The following is a 21,839-nucleotide window of genomic DNA, read 5'->3' as shown; positions in this document are numbered from 1 at the left end:
TTGAAAAGCCAACCAAGTGGTGGGAAGAGCGAACCTGGCGATTTTCAAGAATCGCCATCAGCTGTACCGACGAGGAGTCCTGGCTCGGCTGCTGACCGACGAACCCGTGGAGGTACAGGGCCTCGCCCGGCATGCGGCCGCCAATCCCGGATACCTGCACATTGCCCTCGGCCTCCTGGCCAATCAGGGATGGCTCGTACCCCACGCGGGCCCAGGGCCCGTCGACACACTGCACTACCAACTCACCGGTCATGGCCGTACCGTCCTGACCGCGCTTGCCGCCTCGTACGCGTCGGCAGTCGCGTTCCTACCATTGGCCCAGCGGCTCGGTAGGGTGCTGTTCGCGGACCATGACCCGGAAGCCGAAGAGGAACTGGTCGTGGTGCGCGATCTCATGCGGGCCGAGTGGCACGTGCCCGCCGGTCTGCGTCCTGTGGCGCCCAGGCTTCAGGTACTGGCCCATCTGGACGGCCACATCACAGCGCCGCTGATGGTCCATCTGACCAAGCAGAGCCTCCTGAACCCGGCCACCGAATCCATTCCGTTCGCCGTGGACTGTGCAAACCCACGCGCCCTGAAGACCGCCTGCGAGATCCTCGCGCAGCAGGGATGGGTCATCGTGGACGACGGCGTCGCCCGGGTAACCCCGTTAGGCGCTGTCGCCGCAGCGTATGCGCGCCAGTACTGGCACCCAGTCAGCTATTTGCCGACTCTCAGAAATGTGGAGAACCTGCTCTTCGGTGACCCAAGTACCGTTGTTGCTGCCCTCGGCGAAGACGCACATCTCGACCGGGAGCTGGACATCGTCTTCAGTGGGGACGTGTTCACCGCCACCTGTTCTGAACCCTTTCTGGACGTGTGCCTGCCCCTCTTCGACAGCTCGGATCTCGACCGGCAGCCCGCATTGGTTATCGACTCGGGATGCGGCGACGGAACCCTGTTGCACACGCTCCACACCGCGATCCGAGAGCGCACGGCACGGGGCACACGGCTTCATGAGCGCCCGCTTCTCATGGTCGGTGTGGAACCGAGCCCCGTAGCCCGGCGAATCACCGACGAACGGCTCGCCGGCGTAGGCATCCCTCATCTCGTCATCGACGGCGACATCACCGATCCCTACAGCTTGGGACGTGCGCTGGCGGAGCATGGTCTAGACGCCACTGACGCTTTGCACGTCAGCAAATCGGTCATTCACGACCGGAACTTCCGGGCCGGGCGGCCAGATACCGTGCCCCACACGGGCCGCTCGCCCCGCATGCTCCGTTTCTTCGCGGCTCCTGACGGGCAGGCTGTCAGCCCGGACGCCATGGCCCGCGATCTTGCCGCACACTTCCGCAGCTGGCGTCACCTTGCCCGCCGTCACGGTCTAGTCGTGATCGAGGCTCATGCCGTGGACGTGACGCGAGCGGCATCTGTCAACGGCAGCACCCTGGCAAGCGATCTCGATGCTACGCACGGCTACTCCCATCAGTATCCAGTGGAACCGGCGGTGTTCGCCTGGGCAGCTGAAGTGGCTGGATTTCACAGTCTTCGACATCACGAGCTTGGCGTCGTGAACTCCGGACATACGATGCTGACCATCGACCACTTCACGACGCGTGAGGAGCGATGATGGTGCTGTCCGTCGAGGACGTGTGCGCCGGATACCGGGGGCGGTCCGTCCTGACGGACGTGAATCTGGACTTCGGGCCGGGAGTGCACATCCTGCTCGGACCCAACGGAGCTGGAAAGACCACCCTGTTCCGGGTACTGGCCGCAGTGCTCAGACCCACGTCCGGGCGAGTACTGATCGCTGGTCTCGATCCGCATCACGATCCCAGTGCCAAACGGTTGGTCTCCGTGACCGCGCACCGGCCTGCGCTCTCCCCCCAGTTGACCGTCGGCGGAAACCTCGGTTACTGGGCTCGGGTACTTGATCTGCCCGTTGTGCTGCGCAAGCAGCGCGTCGCCGCCGCCGTATCCGCGCTGCATCTACACGATCTCGTCGCATGCAAGGCCGGCACGCTCAGCCGCGGACAGGCGCAGCGCGTCGCGCTGGCCAAGGCGCTGTTGTCCGATCCGCCCGTCCTCCTTCTGGACGAACCTACAACCGGTATGGATCCAGCGGCGACTGCCGATCTCAGGGAGCGGCTGCGAGGACTTGCTGCGGATGGCCGTACGATCATCGCGTCGACCCACAACATGAGTGAGGCGCAGGCACTGGCCGACGATGTCACGCTGCTCAGTAGCGGTCACATCGCTGGGCGCGGAACCCCTGCCGAACTGCGTGAGCAGATGGTCGGCCGAGGTATTCGCCTGCGTATCCGCGCCCGGCTGGACCCCACCGATGTACTCCGCGGTCTCGGCCATGAATCGCTCCATGACCGTGACGGTGCGGTCCTGGTCGAGGTCGCCGACGACAGCGGAGCCGAAACCCTCATTGAGGAACTCGCCCGTCAAGGCGTGGGACTCAGAGAGGTCGCCCACTCCGGCAACGCCCTCGAAGAGGTATTCCTCCACCTGGACGGCCAGTCCCGCCACCAGCCCACCTACCAGGCCTGGGACCAACAGTGACGGCATCCTCGGGCAATCCCCGCCCGTTCGCGCTCACCCACGCACTCCTCTGGCGCCTGCTCCACGAGGGCAGACACCATCTGCTCGCGCCCGTGCTCCCCTTTGTCGCGGCCCTGGCCATCATGGTGCTCACCTCCCTGCGTGGCAGCGGAGCGGTCAACGGCGCTGGCTCCTTCCTCAACGTCGCCGCCCGCTACACCAGCGGTGGCCATGCTGTCACGGTGGGCATCCTGCTGACCCTGGGCCCCGCTTTGGCCGCGCTATTCAACTCCATGTCCGTGACCCGCGCCGTCCAGGGCCTGGTGGGTGCGGAGGTCACTCGGGGCGGCTTCGAGGAGCTCCTCGGCGCCCCCTACACACCCCGGCGCATCGCCGCCGCCATCCTCGGTTACATGGCCGCCGCTGCGACCTGCTTCTGGGCCGCCTACATGGCCATCGTGGCCTTGGCGACGGGCTTGCTCGTCGCCACGACATCGACGAGGCTCCACCTGGGCGCGGGATACACGGCCCTGGCCCTCGTCCTGCCGTTGCTTATCGCCCTTACTGGCGGGAGCTTGGCCCTCCTGGTCAGTCTGCTGTTCCCCCGTCTCACCCAGATCGGGGGCGCTGCCGGCCTGTCCGGCGGAAACCTGGGCAACGTCATCTCCATGCTGCCCGCGCTCGGGTCCGTGTTCGTGCTGACCTACGGTCTGCCGCACCTGGGGGCCACCCGGCTGCTGGTTGCTGCCGGAGGCACCACGTTCGTCATCGCGTTCGCCTCGGTCACTATCGTGGCCGCCTGTTTCAGCCCGGAAACCGCACTCGATTCCTGACACGTCGATTGAGCCGCCACGGCAAGGAGGAGATGGACAATGGCTCCCAATACCATCGTGCGATGCTCCGCGGGGCACCAGTACACGGCGACGTGGACTCCGCTGATCTACATTCGGTCGGTACGCTTCACGCACGGCCGACGTTTCACGAGGTGCCCTGTCAAACGCCATTGGGGTGTGGTGGCCAAAATCGACAGCATGAACCCGGGCCAAGCCGAACTGGCATCGGCCCAGTCCCGCGACGCGGGCCTGTAGTAGCCCGGCCACGCCCCAGATCCCGACCCACGGCGCCACTCACGGATGCCGGCACTGCGAGTCGAACTAGGCCTCGCTGTCCTGCGTCCAGCCATAGCGCGCGCCGCCGACCGGGTCGCTGACGTCCGCCCTTACCTGGCTCACTCCGCCGTCGTACTTGGCTTCCACCCTCGTGCCGGAGCTGCGCGAACTGACGGAGGAAGGGACCGGCCGATGCTCCGGATTGCCCCCGTGGTCCAAACTGTCATAACTCGGCCAGAGCATGATATGGCCGAATTAGTCTTCGCCGTTTGGTCCTCCCACTGCAAATAGCCGCTGCCGGGCGCGGCACGCCAAGCGACTCCACTGCTGCGGGAACTTCCCGAGGCACTGATCGCGGGGTACGGATTCATTTCCGGAGTGGAGCAGACGGAACGCGCTGCCGTCGTGCTCTTGCTGACCTATGCCCACGGCTTCGCCACCTACGTCGGACGGCACTCAGTGCTCGTCGTGTACGCCGAGGTGACGTCAGGTACGTTGGCTTCGAAGGATGCGCCGCACTCGACGGAACGGACCGACTCAGTGAGCGTCTTTCATCCTGAGTTCGTGCAGATCAGGAGAGTGTGGACTGCACGGACGATGCGGCCGGGGCGGTTGGTTGAACAGCGTGCCTTTCGGAGCAGGCGCCAGGACTTGAGCTGGGCGAAGGCGCGTTCGCCGGATGCGCGCAGGTGGGCGTGGTCGCGGTTGTACTGCTGGTAGTGCTCGGGCAGTTCGTGGTGACCGTAGTAGGGGGTGCGGACGGTGGCGCCGGCGCCCTGGTAGGCGTGGTCGGCCAGGATGAGGATCTGGCGTGTCAGGCAGGCTTGGACGATGCCGTGGGCGCGGGCGGCGGTCAGTCAGGTCGTGGGTCCGTCCCGGCGTTGCCCGTGAGAACCACAGCGGCGTACCGTCCGGCGTCGTGATGACCTGGACGTTCATGCCGTGCTTCTTGTGCTTTCGCGAGTAGTACGGCTCGTCGGCCCGGATGCGGTCGGTGGGAATCAGCGTCCCGTCGACGATGACGAAGTCGCCCTCGCCCAGGCCCACCAGGGCCTCGTGCAGGCCCGGTGCCCAGGCGGCCAGGACCTCGAGTGTCTCGTCTACATACCGCCACGCCGTCGCCTCCGACACTCCGAACCCGGCCCCCACCTGGGCGAACGTCTCGTTCTTCCGTAGGTGGGCCAGGACCAGCAGGGCCTGCTTGAAGCAGCCCAGCCTCCGCCACGGAGAGTTCAGTTCACGCCTTCGGGCGTAGATGAGCCAGGAAACATGCTCGACCAGCTCATGCGGGGCATCGAGCATGGAAGGATACGGAACCAACGAAGCCCCCCGGCTGTCGGCGTGTTGAGTGAGACCACAACACCAACGACGAGGGGCTTCGCCGAGTCACCGTTCCTGACCAGCCCTTTTCACTCCTGAACCACAGGATGAAAGAGGCTCAGTGCCTCGACGAGTTTGCCAATGCGCTACATGGCCGGTCACGGAAGCGTCTTGATCATGTCGATGACGTCGCTCTTGTTGTATCCGAGGCGCGCCGCGTCAGCCACGACATCAAGTAGTCGGTCCAGTAGCGCTGAGCGTTCATCTGCCCTGCGGGTCACAGTCACACCTCGACCTCGTCGGAATTCCAGTAGTCCCTCGTTACGTAGAGTTCGAAGGCCGCGTAGGGTCGTGTTGACGTTCACCCGCAGCGCTTGGGAGAGGGCCCGCGCAGCGGGGAGTCGGTCGCCCGGCGCCCAGTCTCCCTCAGCGATGGCGCGCCGAATCGCACTGGCCACCTGTTCATGCAGGGGGCGCTTGTCCGCCGTGTCTAACTCAAGCATGGTGCCAGCGAGAATAGCTCCAAGGTTGGGAAAGCTTATGACTTGAGGCGCACCCCCGTGCCAGGGGCCAGATCAGGTGATATTTCTGGATTGATCACGGGATCCCGAGGGCGACCAGTGGGCGGTCGGTGTCGCGGGCGTGGTGGCGGAGCACAGCTTGCGAGGGGCTGCCGCCAGGAGTCGCTGCTGTCTTCGGCGGCGTGGAACACGTCAATGCAAGGTAACCCGATGCAACTGGGCAGATGAACAACTAAAGCAAGGAATTCGGTGATGGTCATGGTGAACGTCGTCGTAGACATCCGTCCGTCGCTGGTGGCGATGCCCTTCCACCGTGCCTTCACGAGGCCAGTAGTGGACATCGACGGGGTTGAGTGGCCCGCGAGGTGGGGCACGACGGAGGTATTGATCGAGCCAGGAGCCCATAAGATCGCCGTGTTCTTCCGCTACAAAGGTCAGCGGGCGGCCCGGCTCGGTGTAGGCACGGAGGAGTTTACGGTGCAGGGTGACGCCCGCATACAGCCGCGGGTAACGGCGCGACTCGGCCCCCGCAATGGCAGCGGCTTCAAGGTCAAGTCCGCCTGAAGTGCCAAGGAGAAGGGGGGATAAATGGCTAAAAACGATCGTGCAGTGCTCAGCGGATACTTCTGCACGGCTCTCCGTCGCGCGCAGCACGATGAAGGAGCGGGACCGGGGCGACGGCGGCGATGTGCGGGCTGTGGGTGGTGAGGATGAGCGATGGCCCGGTGCGCAGCAGATACCTGAAGAGGTGCCGTTGGAGGGTGACGTGGAGGTGGGCTTCGGGTTCCTCCACGGAGACGAGGGTGGCGATGAACTCCTCGTCCAGTCGCTGCTGGCTGAGTGCTTCCAGCAGCAGGCCGAGGTAGATGACGTTGGCGCTGCCCAGGCTGGTGTCGGAGATGCCTCTGCGGCGGGCCGTGTCGAAGAACAGGCGCACAGCGCGGATGAGTTCGTCCGGCTTGGAGGAGGTAAAGCCCAGGGTGGGCTGTACCGCCAGGCGCGGCCCGAGCATCGCTCCCAGCCGGGCCGTCAGGTGGCCTTCCAGTTTGGCGACGTTGTCCATCCTTGAAGTCTCCCCTGACTACGACGGCTGTTGGCACCGTTGCGCCTTCCGCTCCCGTGCCGGAACGGTTGCGTGGCCCGAGCGCGCGTCGGAGCTGAAGCAGCGGGTCGTGGCCGATCGGCGCGCCCCGGCGGAGCAGCGCGAGTGGTGGACCGTCACGGCCGGCCGGGTCACTGACCTGGACGACTCCGTCCCGCTCTCCGCCACCACAGCCTCCTCTGCGGAGGCTCAGGCCGGTCCCCGTACCTGCGTCGACATCCACCTCGCCCGCGGTACCTGGCAGCGTAAGCCACTGCCCTGGATCCGCCTGTACCGCGCGCACGCCGCCCCCGATGCCACCTCATGAGCGACCGCCCCCGCGAGGAGCGACCACCAGCACCCGAGGCTCCGCCTTCAGCCGATGAAGCCCCGGAGCCGGCTGCGTCGGTCGACGATGCTCCGGAGTCGCCCGCGCCGAGGGACGTTTCGGGACCACCTATCGACACCGCCGCCCCGGCCGACGAGGCTCCGAAGCCGCCGACGGATGCTCCGGAGCCGGCTGATGGGGTGCGGCAATCGCCGGCGGACGTCCTGGGCTCGGCTGACGAGGTCCCCGAGCCGACGCCACCGGTTGACCTTCTGTACCAGGCGGCCCCGGTAGAGGCCTCGGATGTGGGCGGCGGAGCTTCGGACCGGGCTGATGAAGCCCCCGAACCGCACTCGGCCGACGAGGCTCCGAAGCCGCCGACGGATGCTCCGGAGCCGACCGATGGGGCGCCGCACTTGCCAGCGGACGCCCTGGGCTCGGGTGACGAGGCCCCCGAGCCGACAGCACCGACCGATGTTGCGGAGGCGCAGGCAGAAGGTGCTCAGAACCCCGTCGCGCACGCTGAGAACGAGGCCAGGCCGGTCGAAGGGCTCAAGGCCAAGACTTCCAGAGACGAGGCCGGGGCCTCCGACCTCGTCGGTCCCGGTGCAGAGGCCGGGAACACCGTCCTGTCGGGTGACCGCAACCGCATCCCCCAGGCCATCGAGCCGACGGCCGAGTTGGAGGTCGGCGCGGCCGAGGGTGGAGCCGACCAGTACGGCAACAGCGCGCTACGTGACGGCCCGAACTACCAGGAGGAGATCGACGACCAGCTGGGGGCACGCAGCCTGGACCGCTCTGAGCATGACAAGCTCCGGCTCACCCCGACCAACGATCTGACCGAGGCGCAGGCCCGCGAGGTCGTCGGGGTCCGTGACGGGATCAAGCTCGGTGAGGGTCGTATGGTGACCAAGGTACTCAAGCCCGAGGTCGCGCAGGCCTATCTGGAGAACGCCACAAAGCTCGGCAATTACGACTTTAAGCCCGGCGAGTTCCGCGGCTCCATTGCGCGCGGCTCCGACACCGCCGACCTGCGCAGCATGGACCAACTGCGCGACGGGCTCGCCCTTGACGATGGCGGGGCCGGCTGGACCCCCGTCCCACCGGGCGCGTCCGAGGCCTACCAGCTGCGCTTCCCGGCCCCGCATGGCATGCGCGCCGAGGTGACCCTCGGCGCCGTCGGCGACCAGGAGCTGGCCGACCACGTCGCCGGCATGGCCGGCCAAAGCCCGGGACGGGCCTGGGATGACCCGTTCCTCGGCACCGGCTACACCGGCGGAGGCGTCCCGGAGTGGGACGCCAAGCCCACCGGCTTCCCACACCATGCCGAGATCTGGCGTATGAACGCCGACGGAACCGAAGAGGCCGTCGGCTTCTTCGACAAGAACGAAAGGCTGTGGAACTACTATGACTGACCCTGCGGGCCACCCCTTCCCGGTCAGAGGCGAGGTCGCAGCCTTCCACGGCGACCTCTACCAGGCCCGTGCCGCCGTGGGTCTGTGGCCGTACGTCGAGCTGCTACCCGAGCCCGGCCGCCCCGCACCCGCAGACCTCGCGCCGCGCGAGGCCGCCGACGGGTCGGTGGGATACCCAGTTGCGCCTGAGCGCCTCGAAGCCTGGTACACCGTGCAGTGGACATTCCGCTGGCACGACGAGCTCTTCGAGTGCACCGCCGCCACGCCCACCACGCTCTCGGGCAACTACCTCGGCTCCGACGAACACTTCGCCAAGGAGCACCTCAAGCGCAGGGTCATCGGCTACCGCGGCGTCTTCCCACGCCACGAGATCACGGAGCTGGCGGAGCACCGCGAGGATCTGCTCCAGCCACTGCGCGCCCTGGTGCGGCGTTTGGCCGAGGCCGACCATTTCCGCCCCCAGACCTACGCGGTCCACCACGGCCAGACGTATCCGGCTGCCGCCGAGGCCGACGCCTCGGGCCTCATCGCGCTGACCACCGGGCACGACCGACCTGAGGATCTTGGCGCCGATCCCCGGGACCCGAGCGCCGAGCACTTCCTGGCCGCCCCGGAGCAGTTGGACGCCTGGTACCGGACCCACTGGACCTTCCGCTGGCAGGGCGGCCCCTTCGACGCCATCGGGACGGTGGACGGCAGGATCAAGGGCGTCTACACAGGCGGCAGCTGGGGCTTCGCGGACACCTGGCAGCTGACCCGGGAGACGGGTCCCGACGCAGTACACACCCGATACACCGTCGAGGTGGACCTCGACGGTGTCACCGACCTCGAACAGCACCGCACCGACCTACTGGCCAACCAATAGCCGAAGCCCTGGAGGCCTGAGGTCGCAGCCTCACGCCGCAACGAGACCCCGACCACGCACCCACTTCCAGCATCTCTGTCAAAGACTGACGGCCTAGTGCCGCGAGCACATAGGTTCGCCGGGTTCGGCCTTGCCGACCTTAAATTCGCGCACAGGGCATGGAGGTCCAGGGACACCATGGGCGTCATGGATCTGGTCGCGAAGCAACCCCGGATTGACGATGCCTTCGGCCGTGTTCTGGCCCGTTGCTGGGAGGCCGGTGCCGCGCCGTGGTCGGTGGTGGAAGTGATCGAGCGCGACGACGGCCTGATCGCGGCCAATGACGCCTCCCGGTACTTCAGCGAGCCCGCACAGTGGTCGGCGCTGGATCGGTGGGCGTGGGAACAGGCTGAGGGCCGGATCTTGGACGTGGGGTGCGGCGGCGGGCGCCACGCGGTCGCGTGGGTGGCCCGCGGGCACGAGGTAGTAGGTGTGGACCCCTCGCCCGCGGCTGTGCGGATCACGCGCGAGCGAGGGGCCAAGGCCGTGGTGGGCTCGGTGCCGTCGCTGCCCGAAGACCTCGGGAGGTTCGACACGATCGCCCTGTGCGGGGACAGCCTAGGCCTGCTGGGCGGCCCCGAACAGGCGCCGCAGGTCCTGTCGGCCCTTGCCACAGCGGCAGGCCCCGGCGCGCGGTTGATCGGCACCGGCACGGATCCCGGCGACGGTGCCGACACGGTCCACGCTGACTACCACTCCTGGAATCTCAGCCGCAGCCGAGCACGTGGGCAGCTGCGGCTGCGTGTACGGGACGGCGCAGTGGCAACGCCCTGGTTCGACTACTGGCTGGCGTCGCCGGAGGAGTTCGCCGCGGCCGTGGACGGTTCCGCCTGGACCCTGGAGACGCTGCACCGCGACCCCGCCGGATCCGGGTACGCGGTGAGCCTGCGCAAATAGAGGTTGACACATCGAACCCGAAACTGCTGCCCAGGCTCCCGCCCCAGGAATGAGCCGCTCTCACTCCAACGCGCGGACCCCGCCCCTGTCCCCGGCATGCGGTGCACAGTAGGGCAGCCTTCCTGCGGAGGGGCCGTGGCCGGGACAATGGCGGGCATGACTGGTCAGCGGGAAGAGCTGGGCGACCGCGGCGAGCGGGTGGTGCGGATCTCGGCCGGCCGCCAGGACGAGGCCGTTGTGGCGTAGCACTTTGGGTGCTCATTGATCTTGTTTGTGGCCTGCTGTTGTGCAGTTGTGCTGGGCGGTGTTTTTGTTGTGTGGGGGAGGGTTCCACGCGGGGCCGTACATAGTCGGCGCACTCATGAGGTCGGTCCAGCGACGATCCGTTGTTCACCCGGCATCGGTGATTTCGATGCCGGTGCCAACGCCCTCGTAACCTCAGCGGCGGTGGACGTGTGCCGAGCGGGCGAGCGTGAGCTCGACTGCGGCCGGGGGCACGGCACTTGATGCCCCTTCTCCTCGGTGCGGCAGACATCGGACATCCGTTTGCACGTGATCACGGGCTACTGGATGATGTGGTGTCAGATAATGGTTGATGGGGGACGATCAGCGTGATGGACACAAGCGGCGGACAAGATGGATGGGCCGCGTCGGGCGCGGTCGGGCCGAACGAGGCCGACGCGGCCTGCCACAGCCAGGCCATGAAGTACGGCGACGTCGAATGCCGATGGGTCGCCCTCCGTGGATGCCACCCTCGCACCTTTCCCGGGCTGTGAGGGCTGCCGCCGCCGCTGTGCCTTCCGCTCGCGCGCGGCCACAGCTGTCAGTCCCGAACACGCCTTGGAACTGAGGAAGCGTGTAACCCCGTGCCCCGGGGCGAAGCCGGACCAGTCCGCCTGGTGGCAGCCCACCGCCACCGGGATCGCCGAGATCGACGGCGGTCCTCCTCCCGGGCCCCACCGCCACCCCCGAAGCGGTGGCCGACTACCGCGCCTGCGTCTTCCTCCATCTCACCCGCACCACCCGGCAACGCAAACCCTCCCCTGGGTACGGCTCTACCGGAGTCGCACCGTCCCACCCGGAGCTTCCAATGACCGATCGCCCTTCGGAACGACCCCCGATACCGGAGGCGTCTCGTCCCGCGGACGTCCCGGACCTGGAGGCACCCGACCCGACCGAGGCGCCTGACTCAACCGAAGCCCCGGGCCCCTTGAAGGCTCTCGACACGGCAGACACGCCGGATCCGACCGAGGCCCCGGATCCAGCGGAGGCCGGCGATGATACGACCGAGCACCCTGAGCCCACGGAAGCCCCGAACTCTGCAGAGGCCGACGAAAGCACCGACGCTCCCGACCCGGCGGCCGCGGAGCAGGTGGACGCTCCTGAACCAGCCGAAGCCTACGACCCGACCGAGGCCCCGGACCCCACAGAAGCCGACCATGACACGACCGAACACCCTGAGCCCACGGAAGCCCCGCACCCTGCGGAAGCCGACGAAAGCACCGACGCTCCCGACCCGACGGAAGCTCCCGATCCGACGGAGGCCGCAGAGAAGGTGGCCGATCCGGCCGAGAGCCCTGCAGTCGTCGACGTCGACGGAGGGGCGCCGGACCCGGCTGAGACTGGTGATCCGGACGAGGTGCCCCAGCCGGTCGAGACCACCGATGACACCGATCCGGGCGAGGTATCTGACCAGGGCGAGCCGGTCGAGGACGAGGCAGGAGCGGGTGGTGCCGATGCGGACACCCCCGAGCGTCTGCATGCCTTCGGCAACAAGGAAGCGCCGAGACCGGTACGGCTGGACCGGGACCTGGAAGCGGAGGACGCCGACGACATCGTCGGGCCCTTCGCACCGCAATCTCCCACCGATCATGTCCTGGGCGCCTCCACCTTCATCGACCCTGAACGAGCACCGACCACGGGCCAATACCATGTGCTGCCACAGGACGCCGTCCTCCCGCCCGGACTCGGACTGCACGCCGACGGGGAGGACAAGGGAGGCAACGCACCATGGGGGCACCGAACGATCTATCCCACGGAACAGATGAGTGCCGGTGACTTCCGGGACCGGGTGGCCGGGCTGGACTGGCAATGGGCCGGCAACAAGAAGAAGAAGTGAAAGGGAACACTGACGTGCCGAACACCGAACCGGAGTGGGAGCCTTTCTCGCACGCTCTCGCGGCAGCCGGCGCCCTGAACCGCTCACTCGTACCACTGCGACAGGACAGGGAAGCCACCGTGCGCGTGCTCGGGGAAGCCCTGCAAACATTCGAAACACGGGACGAGGCACTCCTGCTCCTGGCAGCCCTCGGCACAGACATCACCGAAGCGCTCGTTTCCCCTCTGCTCAGGACCGCACTGCGTATCCGAGACACGCTTCGGGTGCGGCAGCTGCTCGGCAGGCTGCCCCACTCCGCCGCCGAGGCCGCAATTCCGCCAGCCGTACGGAAGCTGCTGGACGAGGCGTCGGACAGCGACGACTACCGGCGCATGGCCGAACTGCTCGACCACCTCGGCCTGGACGCTGCTCTCCACGACCTTTGCATCCGGGCACGCGACAGCATCGACGAGGAAATGCGAGAGGTAGCCGAGGACTTCGACGGCGAATGACCGCACGCGCAGCCACGCGACAGCCCGCAGAGTAGAACGACGCAAGCCCTGCCGGGAGTGGGCGAATTCCAGGGGGCGTTGCAACACAAGTGATCAACTGGCTAGGTCCAGGAGCTTAGCGAGACGCTCGGCTGGGTTTCCCAGCCGAGCGTTTTGCGTGGGCATCCGTTCAGCTCGGCGGCTACCGGCCGACCGGTGCCCAACGCGCCGCGCTGGCCCTGTTTCCCACGGTCTACCGCAGCCAGGACGGGACGGTGTCACTGACTCACCAGTGGTTCTACAGCCGGTTCCGGCCCTGGGTGGACGCCATGGACCTCGACCACTACGTCCCCCATCAGGCCCGTCATACTCTGGCCACCAGCCTGTTGCGCCACGGCGCCACCCTGACCCACATCCGCCGCTACCTGGGACAGGTCAGTGACCGGATGGCTGAGCACTACGTCCACCTGACCAGCTCTGATCTGGAGAACGTGCTCCAGCACGTCTGGGTCGCCGGCCCCGGCACGGCTCAGCCCGGCGAACTCCTGGCCGGGGAGACCACCCCGCTCACCCGACAGCAGGCCCAGGCTCTGGCGATCGACCTGTCACGCCGCAGCACCCCGGCCGAGGGCGGGTTCTGCACCTTCCAGCCCGTCGTCGACGGCGGCGCCTGCCCCTGGAACCTCGACTGCCACAACTGCGACAAGTTCGTCCTGTCCGGCGCGGACCTGCTCTACTGGCGGCGCAAGCGCGAGCAGTGGCGGCTGCTGGCCGAGGGCGCCCCCGATGACGCCACCGCTGACTACCTCCACCGCTACTTCGAGCCCACCGCCCGCGCCATCGACGGTCTGGAGAAGGCCCTGGCCGGTCTCGGTCTCCTCGATGACGCCCTCGCCCTGGACCTGCGCAAACCCCAGGACTACTTCCACCGCGTGTGGTCCACCGCCTTCCGTGCCGCTGACCTCGCCGACGCGGGCAGCGATGAGCCGGACGAGTACAGCGATACGTGCACAGCCGACGGCGACGACCCCGAACAGGACGCTGCATGAACACCGCCCCCGTTCCCGAACCCCGCACCGCGGTGGCCCTAGCCGCCCGACGCCGCAAGACCGACGCCGCCCTTGAGCGCGTCCACCAGGCCATCGCCCGGCTCCGGCGCGAGAAAGCCCAGGCCAGTATCGCCGCCGTCGCCCGCCGAGCGGACGTCTCGCGCACCTTCCTCTACGACAACGCCGAGGCCAGAGCCGCGGTCGCCGCAGCGATGACCGAGGCCAGCGAACGCCGGTCCCGCACCCTCGCCGAGCAGGACGACGAGCGTGAGGCGACCTGGCGCGAACGCGCCCTGAACGCGGAGGAGGCGCTCAAGGCCGCCCACTCCGAGATCCTCGCTCAACGCACCAGGATCGGTGAACTCCTCGGTCAGATCCGCGACTTGGAAGCCGAGTGGACTGAGGGTGCCATCCAGCGGATCACCACGGAGAACACCACCCTCAAGCAGCGGGTCCGCCAGCTCACCACCGACAACCGCACCCTCGACGAGCGGCTCAAGGCCGCCCGCTCGAACCTGCGCTTCCAGGACCGGCGCGTCGCCGACCTCGAAGCCCGCATTGCCGAACCGGCGCTGAAGTCCTGATCTCTCTCGCCCAACCACTTCACGGCCCGTCCACCGTTCCGGTGGACGGGCCGTCCCATGAGACCTCCCAGGCGAGTTGCAGCAACCGCCCCAACTCCCCGTCGCGGACATGTAGTCTATGAATCGTCGCAGTTCAGAGCCGGTTCACGAGCTCCTGCGGTCGGTAAAGTCGACGAGCTGCACAACACTCGCTGATCACCCGCCATGGCGCCGAAGTCGCCGACACCCTCAAGTACTTCTCCGAGCGCATCGCCGCCACTTTCGTCTACGCCGGCACGTCGAGCACAGCAGCCTGCTCTCCGGCACCCGCGGAGCCCACATCGCCGGACGCTTCACCCTGATCCCCACTCACCTCTTCCCCTACGGCCAGGAGTGGAAAGGGCTGGTCAGCGCCATGGAGAGGATACTGTTGCTGCACTGTCACGCCCCCGGAACACTGGTCAAGCTCGATCGCCTCCTGCACAAACGAACTGGCGGCGTGATCGGCGCGCTCTGCACCCGCGGAGCCTCTCCGGCAGGTTCAGGTCAGGGAGCCGAGCCGGTTGTGATGGCATAGCCGATCGCGGCGGCTGCGTCGGCAATGCCCGCCAGGGATGCCTTGTCGTTCAAAGCGGTGACCACGTCCTGGGTCAGTGGGCGAAGGGCGTATACGTGGCGCACCGCGTGGATGTCGACCGGGATCTCGTAGTAGTCCTCCGCGAACTTCTGGAATGCCTCCGGCGATGGGTCGACCAGCAGGTGGAACAGCCAACCCGAGCCGTCAGGGTCGGTGTTGTCTTCAGGGAAGTCAATCTCTCCTGCCTGCCAGTGCTCGCTTCCCGCCTCACGCCACATGCAGGCCGTCACCCTGGGCATTCCGTCGTCTGTGAAGGCCGGCTCTTCGACGCAACTGCGGAACACCTCGGGGACCGAGTCCACTACGCCTGGCCAGGGCGCGTCGTCGACATATGGGCTCATCGCCGACTCGTGATCGAAGCCTCGGACATACGCGCCTGCCGGAGAGAAGATGACGTCGAACTCGTCCCCCGAGCCGTTGCGCATGGAGGCGATCTTCTCCGTCTCGGACCAGGCCCGGCTGAATGAGTAGTAGCGGTCACCGTCAGGGTTCAGCACAGTCTCCAGCATGGCCATCGACCGACACCGGTCCCGCAGCGTCGGGATATCAGGAAGAGCCTCGGCAACGTCGTGAACAGTCATGCGGCTATCCAAGCGCACGCCACTGACAGCAGATCGCGCGTTCGCTGGGCGGCAGGCCTCGCGACCCGGACGAGGTGACATTCATCCCGAAAGTTGCAGAAGATCGACAACGGCAGATGACAGAAACCGTTACAGGTAACACCTATCGCGTCACGGCGCACTACCGTCCGACCGGTCCAACTTCCCTACGTTGTTCTGCGGGACAGGGCGAGCCCTTCGTATGGTTGGCCCACCCAGGGGCGTCGGGTGTGGCTTTCCAACTTCTGCCGCTTGTGGCTTCCATCGATTGGCCGCCCGGCACCCCACGACGACTCGGCTGCCAATTAGGAATTGCGAATGATCGCTCCGTAGGGAATCGACAGCGAGGTCGTCCGTCGGGAGGAACCTGCAGCACACCGTACGGAGGCACACCGTGGCCGCGATCTGGGCCGGCATCGACGCAGGAAAGACCCACCACCACTGCGTCGCGATCGACGAGAGCGGCCGCCGGCTGCTGTCGCAACGCGTCGCCAACGACGAGCCGGACCTGCTTGAACTCCTCGCCGACGTCCTGGCCTTGGGCGACGAGGCGACCTGGGGCATAGACCTGGCCGACGGCGGAGCCGCCCTGGCCATCGCGATCCTGCTCAACCACGACCAGCCGGTGCACTACATCTCCGGCCGGGCCATCCACCGTGCTTCCGAGAGCTACCGCGGTGAAGGCAAGACCGATGCCAAGGACGCCGCGGTCATCGCTGACCAGGTCCGAGTCCGACGGGACCTCCACCCCATACGTGCCGGCGACGAGACCGTCATCGACCTCAAGATCCTCACCGGCCGCCGCATGGACCTGGTCGCCGACCGAACCCGCACCGTCAACCGGCTCCGCGCCCAGCTCACCGGCATCTTCCCCGGCCTGGAACGCACGCTAGACCTCACCAACACCGGCCCGCTCACCCTCCTGACCGGCTACCAGACGCCGGCCGCTATTCGCAGGCTCGGCGCCAAGCGCCTGGAGACCTGGCTCCGCAACCGGAAGCTCGTTCGCGCCGACCAGCTCGCCGAAGCCGCCGTCCAGGCCGCCGAGCGACAGCACACCAGCCTGCCCGGCGAGAAGCTGACCGCGCAGCTGGTCCACACGCTGGCCAGGGAGGTGATGGCGCTCAACCAGCAGGTCGCCGAGCTCGACAAGGCCATCGAGGCCCGGTTTCGTGATCACAGCACCTTCGAAGTGATCACCAGCATGCCCGGCCTGGGCATCATCCTCGGCGCCGAGTTCCTGGCCGCCACCGGCGGCGACATGAGCGTCTTCGGCACTCCGGACCGCCTCGCCGGATTCGGCGGCGTCGCGCCGGTCCCGCGCGACTCCGGCAAGATCAGCGGGAACCTACACCGCCCGCAGCGATACAACCGCCGACTCCAGCGTGTCTTCTACACCTCCGCGCTGTTCAGCATCCGCAAGTGCGAGGAATCCCGTCGGTTTTACGATCGCAAGCGAGCCGAGGGGAAGCGCCACACCCAGGCTGTCCTCGCGCTCGCCCGCCGCCGCGGCAACGTCCTCTGGGCCGTCTTGCGTGACGGACGAGCCTACGAGCTCACGCCGCCGACTGCCCTCGCTGCTTGACAAACGGCATTAGGAATCGATGACAAACGATCCAGCTTCGATTCACCATGGGCGGCGGCTTACGAGCGATCCAGGGCGTCTGCCCGCAGGTGGGCCAGCAAGGCCCGTACTTCCTGTGGATCGTCGCCGTCCGTGGTGAAGGACAGGATTGCCTGCAGGACACGCCGGGCGAGGTCGCCGGTTGCCTGGACATCCTTGCCCGCGCTGAGAGCCCACCCGGACATCATGTTCAGCGCCACCGTGAGCATGTGCGCGATGAGGCCCTCCCTCAACTCCGCGAGCGCCTCCTGCCGGTCAGCCCCGTCCAGGCCGGCAATGCCGGTGACGACAAGCACCACGTTCTGCAGCCGGGTGTCGCCGTACTGGGCGATCAGCTCCGCCAGCGGTCGCTCGCCATGCCCGCTGCGCACCAGAGCGGCCAGGTCGTCGTTGTCATCGGCCCACGCGGCTTCCAGTGCGGCAACCACACGCATGACCTGATCTGGGGACAGCTCTGATGACATAGGCCGCACCGTAGCCACCCCAGTACGACCGTGGGGGTGACTGCAAGCGGAAGTCCCCGGACGAGTGAAAGGCGGGCCGGCACGCCTCCCACCTCTGGAGTCGGCCGCTGTTGCGGCCTGCCGGACTTCGCAGGTTCTCCCCCTCACCGACACCGAGGCTGGCGCGCGGGCCACTGCACAGTCTTGGTCGGCCGCCGGCCGCCGGCCGCCGGACAGCCGAAGAGCCGAAGAGCCGAAGAGCCGGAAGCGGACAGCAGCAGAGGACCGAAGAGACACAACATCTGCCAGTGAGACGATGTCGTGTGCTCCTGGAGTGCGTCAGCTGTCAGTTGAGGCGGTGCCAGAGGTAGACGCAGCTCTTCAGGCTGGCGAGCTGGGGCCGGTCCAGGACGGCCTGGAGTTTTTCGGGTCCGGTGAGGATGACGGGCAGGCGTGGCTCGTGTTCCTGAAATGCGTCCCACAGCCGGTAGAGGTAGTAGAGGGCGTCGCTGCGCAGCAGGTGGGCGTCGTGGACGACGACCGCCGGCCGGGGGCGTCGCACGAGTTCTGCCTCGATCGTGTCCTGCAGTTGTGCCGCTTGCCGTGGGCGGGTCGCTGTCGGGGCGAGTTGGTCGTGCAGCGAGGCGAGGAGGGCGGGAAGAGTGCCGGGCGCGGTCCCGGTGACGATGACCGGTTCGGCCTGAGCGTGCTGCAGGGCGGCCTGGACGACGGTCTCGCCCTGGACGCTGTCGGGAGCGATGACGCACATCAGCGCGCACGCCTGCAGGACGTGCCCCAGGTTCTCGCACAGCGCGGCGGCCGCTTCGTCCGGCACGGTCTCGTTCATCGGCACCTCCACTGCAGTGACGGTATCTGGGCAGTGCATCACGGTGCCCGCCCCCGATGGGGGCAGGCATTGGAACCGGCTGTCCTCGAACGCTTTGGTGCGCACCGTGATCGGACCTGCACCCTGGCTGCGCTTCCCGGACTGAACCGATGGCCGGATGCTCTGCGAACGGGGTAGTTCGGCGTCGGCGGCTGGTGCGCCGGACGACCCGCGACCGACCGCCGGGGCAGTGGCGGCATCCCGGCATTGGACTGCATGGACTCCCACCTCCTTGGATCAGCAGGCTCGACCTGGGGGCGTGCTCTGAGGGTGAAGGTGGCGTGGGGGAGTTGTTCGTATCTGGTCGACGCGCGTAGCGCACCGTACTGCCGTTGCGGTTTCCTCATACACGCATCTCCAACCCCCCCACAATCTTTGGAGAGTTCATGCGCCGCGCTTTCTACGGCTTGCCCACCGCTGCCCTGCTCCTGATCGGCGTCGGTGCTGCTCCGGCTCTGGCTGATCCTCCGGCGCCGCCGTCGTCGGCGACTGCCCGCGCGGAGCTGTCCGCGCTGAAGGTGGGCGCGCCGCATTCGATGGACGGTTACGCCCGTGACAAGTTCGACATCTGGGCGACCCAGTCGGACGGCTGCACCACCCGTCAGGACGTCCTGGCCCGGGACGGCAAGAACGTCCAGGACAAGCCCGATCGTTGCCAGCCGGCCTCTGGTTCCTGGTACTCCGTCTACGACGACACCACGGTCACCGACGTCGCCAAGGCCACCATCGACCACATGGTGCCCCTCGCCGAGGCCTGGCGCTCCGGCGCCGACACCTGGACCGCGGATCAGCGCAAGGCCTTCGGCAACGACCTGAAGGACCCGCAGCTGCTGATCGCGTCGGGGTCGTCGAACTCGGCGAAGGGCGACAGTGGGCCGGCCGAGTGGAAGCCTACGAACCATGCGTTCTGGTGTACGTATGCCGAGGACTACACGCACGTGAAGTCGGTGTGGAAGCTGACGACCACGGACAAGGAGAAGTCGGCGCTGTCCTCGATGCTGGACGGCTGCAAGAACTGACACGGTGCACCGCACGATCAGCGAGGCGCTGCTGGGTGGTTGAGCCCCCGCGCACCTCACTGCGACGGACGCTTCGTCCCGGAGCCGCCCGTGGGTATGTCCGGCGGGCGGCCGCGGCGAGGAAGCTGTGAGGGGCCGGGTTACGTCCGTCCCGGACTGGGAACGCAGGTCGCGCCTCCCGCGCGGATGGCCTCGACGACCGCTCTGTGGACGGTGGCGAGGCTGTCTGCCGGGAGGGGTACGGGGCTGCCTTGCAGTTCGTACCACTCATCGGCTCCGGCGTACTGGACACTGATGGTGGCCGTGCCCTGACCGGTGTCGGCGGTCCTCACCATGAGGTCACCGGTGATGACCCCGACCTCGACGGTCATGGCCCCGCCGGGGCCGGCGGTGACCTGGTCGGTCACCGCGGGCCGCTGAGGGTTGCTCACTCGCAGGTGTCCAGCATCTCGGTGAGCTTGGCCTTCTCCGCCTCGGTGACGTTGAGGTGGTAGAGGTGCTTGATGTCCGTCCAGGCGCGGGAGTAGGTGCACCAGTAGGCGTGGCGGGGTGGTGCCCACTGGTCGGGGCTCTGGTCGCCCTTCTGCCGGTTGCTGCGGGCGGAGACCGCGATCAGCTGCGAGTGGACGAGGTCGTTGGCGAACTGCCTGCGCTCGGGGGTGGTCCATGTGTCGGCGCCGGAGCGCCAGGCGTTGGCCAGGGGGACGACGTGGTCGATGTCGAGCTGACCGGAGTTGTGGAAGACCGCGGCGTCGTACTCGCTGAACCATGTCCCCGAGATCGCCCGGCACATCTCGTCCTGTGTGACGTCCTGGCCGTCGCGGGCGAGGACGACCTCGCGGGTGTCGCACTCCCCGTACTGCTTGATCCAGTGCGGGAACTTCGCCCGGCTGTAGCCGGCCATCGAATGCGGCGCCTCCACGTTCAGCCCGGCCAGCTCGACACGGACCACGCCGACGGACGGTGGCTCCGGCAGCGTGAACGGGAGCCGGTGTCGGGCTGCGGAGGACGGCTTTGCAGCGGCGGGTGCGGCGGCTCCGGTTGCTGCCGGGACCAGCACAGCGGTAGCGGCAGCAACCATCGTGACGGCGGCGCGGCACCAGGAATTCTTGACCATGCGGAGGGCATGACCAGGAGAAACGCTCCCGCATGCGGGATGTCACCCGAACGAGAACGCCACAGGCCGGCCAGCCATCCGGGCCGTAGAACCTGAGGTTGCGCATTGCCCGGCTGCCATGCCTGCCCGTAAGCCGGTGGTGGCGTGCCTGCTGGGAACCGTGTCTTCGGCGCCGGCGCCATGCGGGCTGGACCGGAAGACGGTTGCGGTCCAGCCCGCGGTGTGCACATGGCAGTGTCCGGTTCAACGAGCCGGTGACAGTCCGGTCACCCGACTCCGAGCCGACCTGGCTGAGCGGGCATCACCCTGGACAACGAACGTGGTCATGAGGTCCTCGCTGACCTGCAAGGACGGGATTGATCGGCACAGGGGCAAGGGCAGGCGCCGGGAGCAGACTGCGAGGGCCCCTGGCGTTCCGGGCGCTGGTCCCCGATACAAGTCACCCTGATGGGCGCGGTCTTCAGCCATTCCAGGCACAAGCCCGATCATCCGCCGACCAGGCCGCTATACAGGCGGAATGATCTCCTCGAACTCTTCCCGCCGCCGCTTTTTGCGCACAGCTGTCGCAGCCGCACCGCTCTCCGCGCTCGGCGTGCTCGCTCCACCCGCGAGCGCCCTACAGGGGCACCGGGGCGAGGACTGGCCGGCCGATCTCACGGACGCGGTGGAACACGCCATGCCTGTCGCTGTGGACTGGGCCCGCCAGGCCCGCTGGCCCTTCGGGGCCGTCCTGGTCGATGCCGGCAGCGGGGCCGTCGTAGCCGGGTCCTGCAACACCACGGACAATACCGGTGACCCGACGGCACACGCCGAGGTCAACCTGCTGCGCAAAGCCACCGATGCCGGCCTGGACCTCCCCTCGCACGTGGTGGTGACCACCGCCGAGCCGTGCGCGATGTGCGCGGGCGCGCTCCTGTGGGCCAAGGTGCGGGGCGTCGCCTACGGCACCTCGGTCGCCAAGCTCATCTCCTACGGGATCTCTCAGATCGATGTCTCCTTCACCGCCATCGCCCAGCGCTCGCGGCTGACCGGACATCCCGTGGTGGCGTGTAACGTGCGGCCGGACCTCACCGACCCCCTCTACAGGCGGCTCATCGGAGAGACCGGTGATGCACCGTGACGAGCTGCCGAGGCCGTCGCTCCGGGTCCGTTGAGGCAGAAGCCCGAACGACTCGGTTCGCTGGGAGGCCGATTCGCTGGAGTGCG

Annotated in this window: 22 protein-coding genes and 2 pseudogenes; 16 read left to right on the top strand and 8 right to left on the bottom strand. The window is 67.5% G+C overall.

Going from position 1 to position 21,839, the window contains the following annotated elements; translation table 11 throughout:
• Positions 1–16 precede the first annotated feature (16 nt).
• From IE277_RS50165 to IE277_RS36295, 4 genes and pseudogenes are all read left to right on the top strand, one after another.
• A pseudogene (locus IE277_RS50165) lies at positions 17–136 on the top strand (hypothetical protein); the annotation flags it as partial.
• Between the two features lie 198 nt (positions 137–334).
• On the top strand, positions 335–1,612 hold the full coding sequence (locus IE277_RS36305; protein WP_229882226.1) for an AprA-related methyltransferase: 1,278 nt from the start codon (positions 335–337) through the stop codon (positions 1,610–1,612).
• Positions 1,609–2,553 carry an ABC transporter ATP-binding protein gene (locus IE277_RS36300; protein WP_189958008.1) on the top strand — a complete coding sequence of 315 codons (945 nt, stop codon included), beginning with the start codon at positions 1,609–1,611 and terminating at the stop codon, positions 2,551–2,553. Before IE277_RS36305 ends, IE277_RS36300 begins: the two co-directional genes overlap by 4 nt.
• Entirely contained in the window at positions 2,550–3,365 is an 816-nt protein-coding gene (locus tag IE277_RS36295; RefSeq protein ID WP_189958007.1) for a hypothetical protein, read from the top strand. The genes IE277_RS36300 and IE277_RS36295 overlap by 4 nt, the downstream gene beginning before the upstream one ends.
• An 827-nt stretch (positions 3,366–4,192) precedes the next feature.
• Here the strand turns inward: IE277_RS36295 and IE277_RS36290 are convergent.
• Positions 4,193–4,999: pseudogene (locus tag IE277_RS36290) on the bottom strand (transposase family protein).
• Positions 5,000–5,119: 120 nt separating this feature from the next.
• On the bottom strand, positions 5,120–5,464 hold the full coding sequence (locus IE277_RS36285; RefSeq protein ID WP_189958006.1) for a GntR family transcriptional regulator: 345 nt from the start codon (positions 5,462–5,464) through the stop codon (positions 5,120–5,122).
• Between the two features lie 276 nt (positions 5,465–5,740).
• On the opposite strand from IE277_RS36285, the gene IE277_RS36280 reads away from it, so the two are divergent.
• Positions 5,741–6,046, top strand: a complete 306-nt coding sequence (locus IE277_RS36280; RefSeq protein ID WP_189958005.1) for a hypothetical protein — start codon at positions 5,741–5,743, stop codon at positions 6,044–6,046.
• 49 nt (positions 6,047–6,095) lie between these two features.
• Here the strand turns inward: IE277_RS36280 and IE277_RS36275 are convergent, their stop codons facing one another.
• Positions 6,096–6,545, bottom strand: coding sequence for an ATP-dependent nuclease (locus IE277_RS36275; RefSeq protein ID WP_189958004.1), 450 nt, complete (start codon positions 6,543–6,545; stop codon positions 6,096–6,098).
• A gap of 109 nt (positions 6,546–6,654) precedes the next feature.
• Between IE277_RS36275 and IE277_RS36270 the strand changes: the two genes are divergently transcribed.
• From IE277_RS36270 to IE277_RS36235, 8 genes are all read left to right on the top strand, one after another.
• The gene (locus IE277_RS36270) at positions 6,655–6,891 is read left to right on the top strand and encodes a hypothetical protein (protein ID WP_189958003.1); all 237 of its coding nucleotides are present in this window, start codon (positions 6,655–6,657) and stop codon (positions 6,889–6,891) included.
• Between the two features lie 200 nt (positions 6,892–7,091).
• Positions 7,092–8,306 carry a hypothetical protein gene (locus tag IE277_RS36265; protein WP_189958002.1) on the top strand — a complete coding sequence of 405 codons (1,215 nt, stop codon included), beginning with the start codon at positions 7,092–7,094 and terminating at the stop codon, positions 8,304–8,306.
• Entirely contained in the window at positions 8,299–9,171 is an 873-nt protein-coding gene (locus tag IE277_RS36260; protein ID WP_189958001.1) for a hypothetical protein, read from the top strand. Before IE277_RS36265 ends, IE277_RS36260 begins: the two co-directional genes overlap by 8 nt.
• Positions 9,172–9,357: 186 nt before the next feature.
• Positions 9,358–10,107: a class I SAM-dependent methyltransferase gene (locus IE277_RS36255; RefSeq protein ID WP_189958000.1), complete on the top strand. Its 750-nt coding sequence runs from the start codon at positions 9,358–9,360 to the stop codon at positions 10,105–10,107.
• A gap of 1,555 nt (positions 10,108–11,662) precedes the next feature.
• Positions 11,663–12,226, top strand: coding sequence for a hypothetical protein (locus tag IE277_RS36250; RefSeq protein ID WP_189957999.1), 564 nt, complete (start codon positions 11,663–11,665; stop codon positions 12,224–12,226).
• A 14-nt stretch (positions 12,227–12,240) separates the two neighbouring features.
• Positions 12,241–12,717: a hypothetical protein gene (locus IE277_RS36245; protein ID WP_189957998.1), complete on the top strand. Its 477-nt coding sequence runs from the start codon at positions 12,241–12,243 to the stop codon at positions 12,715–12,717.
• Between the two features lie 254 nt (positions 12,718–12,971).
• A complete protein-coding gene (locus IE277_RS36240) occupies positions 12,972–13,745 on the top strand; it encodes a tyrosine-type recombinase/integrase (RefSeq protein WP_229882225.1) in 774 nt (257 codons plus the stop codon).
• Positions 13,742–14,329, top strand: coding sequence for a DUF6262 family protein (locus IE277_RS36235; protein ID WP_189957997.1), 588 nt, complete (start codon positions 13,742–13,744; stop codon positions 14,327–14,329). Before IE277_RS36240 ends, IE277_RS36235 begins: the two co-directional genes overlap by 4 nt.
• A gap of 525 nt (positions 14,330–14,854) precedes the next feature.
• On the opposite strand, the gene IE277_RS36230 is transcribed toward IE277_RS36235, so the two are convergent.
• Positions 14,855–15,526 (bottom strand): hypothetical protein, encoded by a 672-nt coding sequence (locus IE277_RS36230; RefSeq protein WP_189957996.1) that lies wholly within the window; start codon positions 15,524–15,526, stop codon positions 14,855–14,857.
• Between the two features lie 412 nt (positions 15,527–15,938).
• Between IE277_RS36230 and IE277_RS36225 the strand changes: the two genes are divergently transcribed.
• A complete protein-coding gene (locus IE277_RS36225; protein WP_189957995.1) occupies positions 15,939–17,129 on the top strand; it encodes an IS110 family RNA-guided transposase in 1,191 nt (396 codons plus the stop codon).
• A gap of 59 nt (positions 17,130–17,188) precedes the next feature.
• Here the strand turns inward: IE277_RS36225 and IE277_RS36220 are convergent, their stop codons facing one another.
• Positions 17,189–17,602, bottom strand: coding sequence for a hypothetical protein (locus IE277_RS36220; protein WP_189957994.1), 414 nt, complete (start codon positions 17,600–17,602; stop codon positions 17,189–17,191).
• Between the two features lie 355 nt (positions 17,603–17,957).
• Positions 17,958–18,458, bottom strand: a complete 501-nt coding sequence (locus IE277_RS36215) for an AAA family ATPase (RefSeq protein ID WP_189957993.1) — start codon at positions 18,456–18,458, stop codon at positions 17,958–17,960.
• A gap of 425 nt (positions 18,459–18,883) precedes the next feature.
• Here IE277_RS36215 and IE277_RS36210 point away from each other — a divergent pair, with 425 nt between their 5' ends.
• Positions 18,884–19,516, top strand: coding sequence for an HNH endonuclease family protein (locus IE277_RS36210; protein ID WP_189957992.1), 633 nt, complete (start codon positions 18,884–18,886; stop codon positions 19,514–19,516).
• Between the two features lie 140 nt (positions 19,517–19,656).
• Here IE277_RS36210 and IE277_RS36205 read toward each other — a convergent pair whose 3' ends face one another.
• Positions 19,657–19,947: a hypothetical protein gene (locus IE277_RS36205; RefSeq protein WP_189957991.1), complete on the bottom strand. Its 291-nt coding sequence runs from the start codon at positions 19,945–19,947 to the stop codon at positions 19,657–19,659.
• Positions 19,944–20,633 (bottom strand): HNH endonuclease family protein, encoded by a 690-nt coding sequence (locus tag IE277_RS36200; RefSeq protein WP_189957990.1) that lies wholly within the window; start codon positions 20,631–20,633, stop codon positions 19,944–19,946. The genes IE277_RS36205 and IE277_RS36200 overlap by 4 nt, the downstream gene beginning before the upstream one ends.
• 676 nt (positions 20,634–21,309) lie before the next feature.
• Between IE277_RS36200 and IE277_RS36195 the strand changes: the two genes are divergently transcribed.
• Positions 21,310–21,753 (top strand): nucleoside deaminase, encoded by a 444-nt coding sequence (locus IE277_RS36195; protein ID WP_189957989.1) that lies wholly within the window; start codon positions 21,310–21,312, stop codon positions 21,751–21,753.
• Positions 21,754–21,839: the final 86 nt, after the last annotated feature.

Source organism: Streptomyces alanosinicus (assembly GCF_014650595.1).
GTDB classification, from domain to species: domain Bacteria; phylum Actinomycetota; class Actinomycetes; order Streptomycetales; family Streptomycetaceae; genus Streptomyces; species Streptomyces alanosinicus.
The sequence above is the reverse complement of the archived record's forward strand: the minus strand, read 5'-3'. Positions and strand labels throughout refer to the sequence as shown.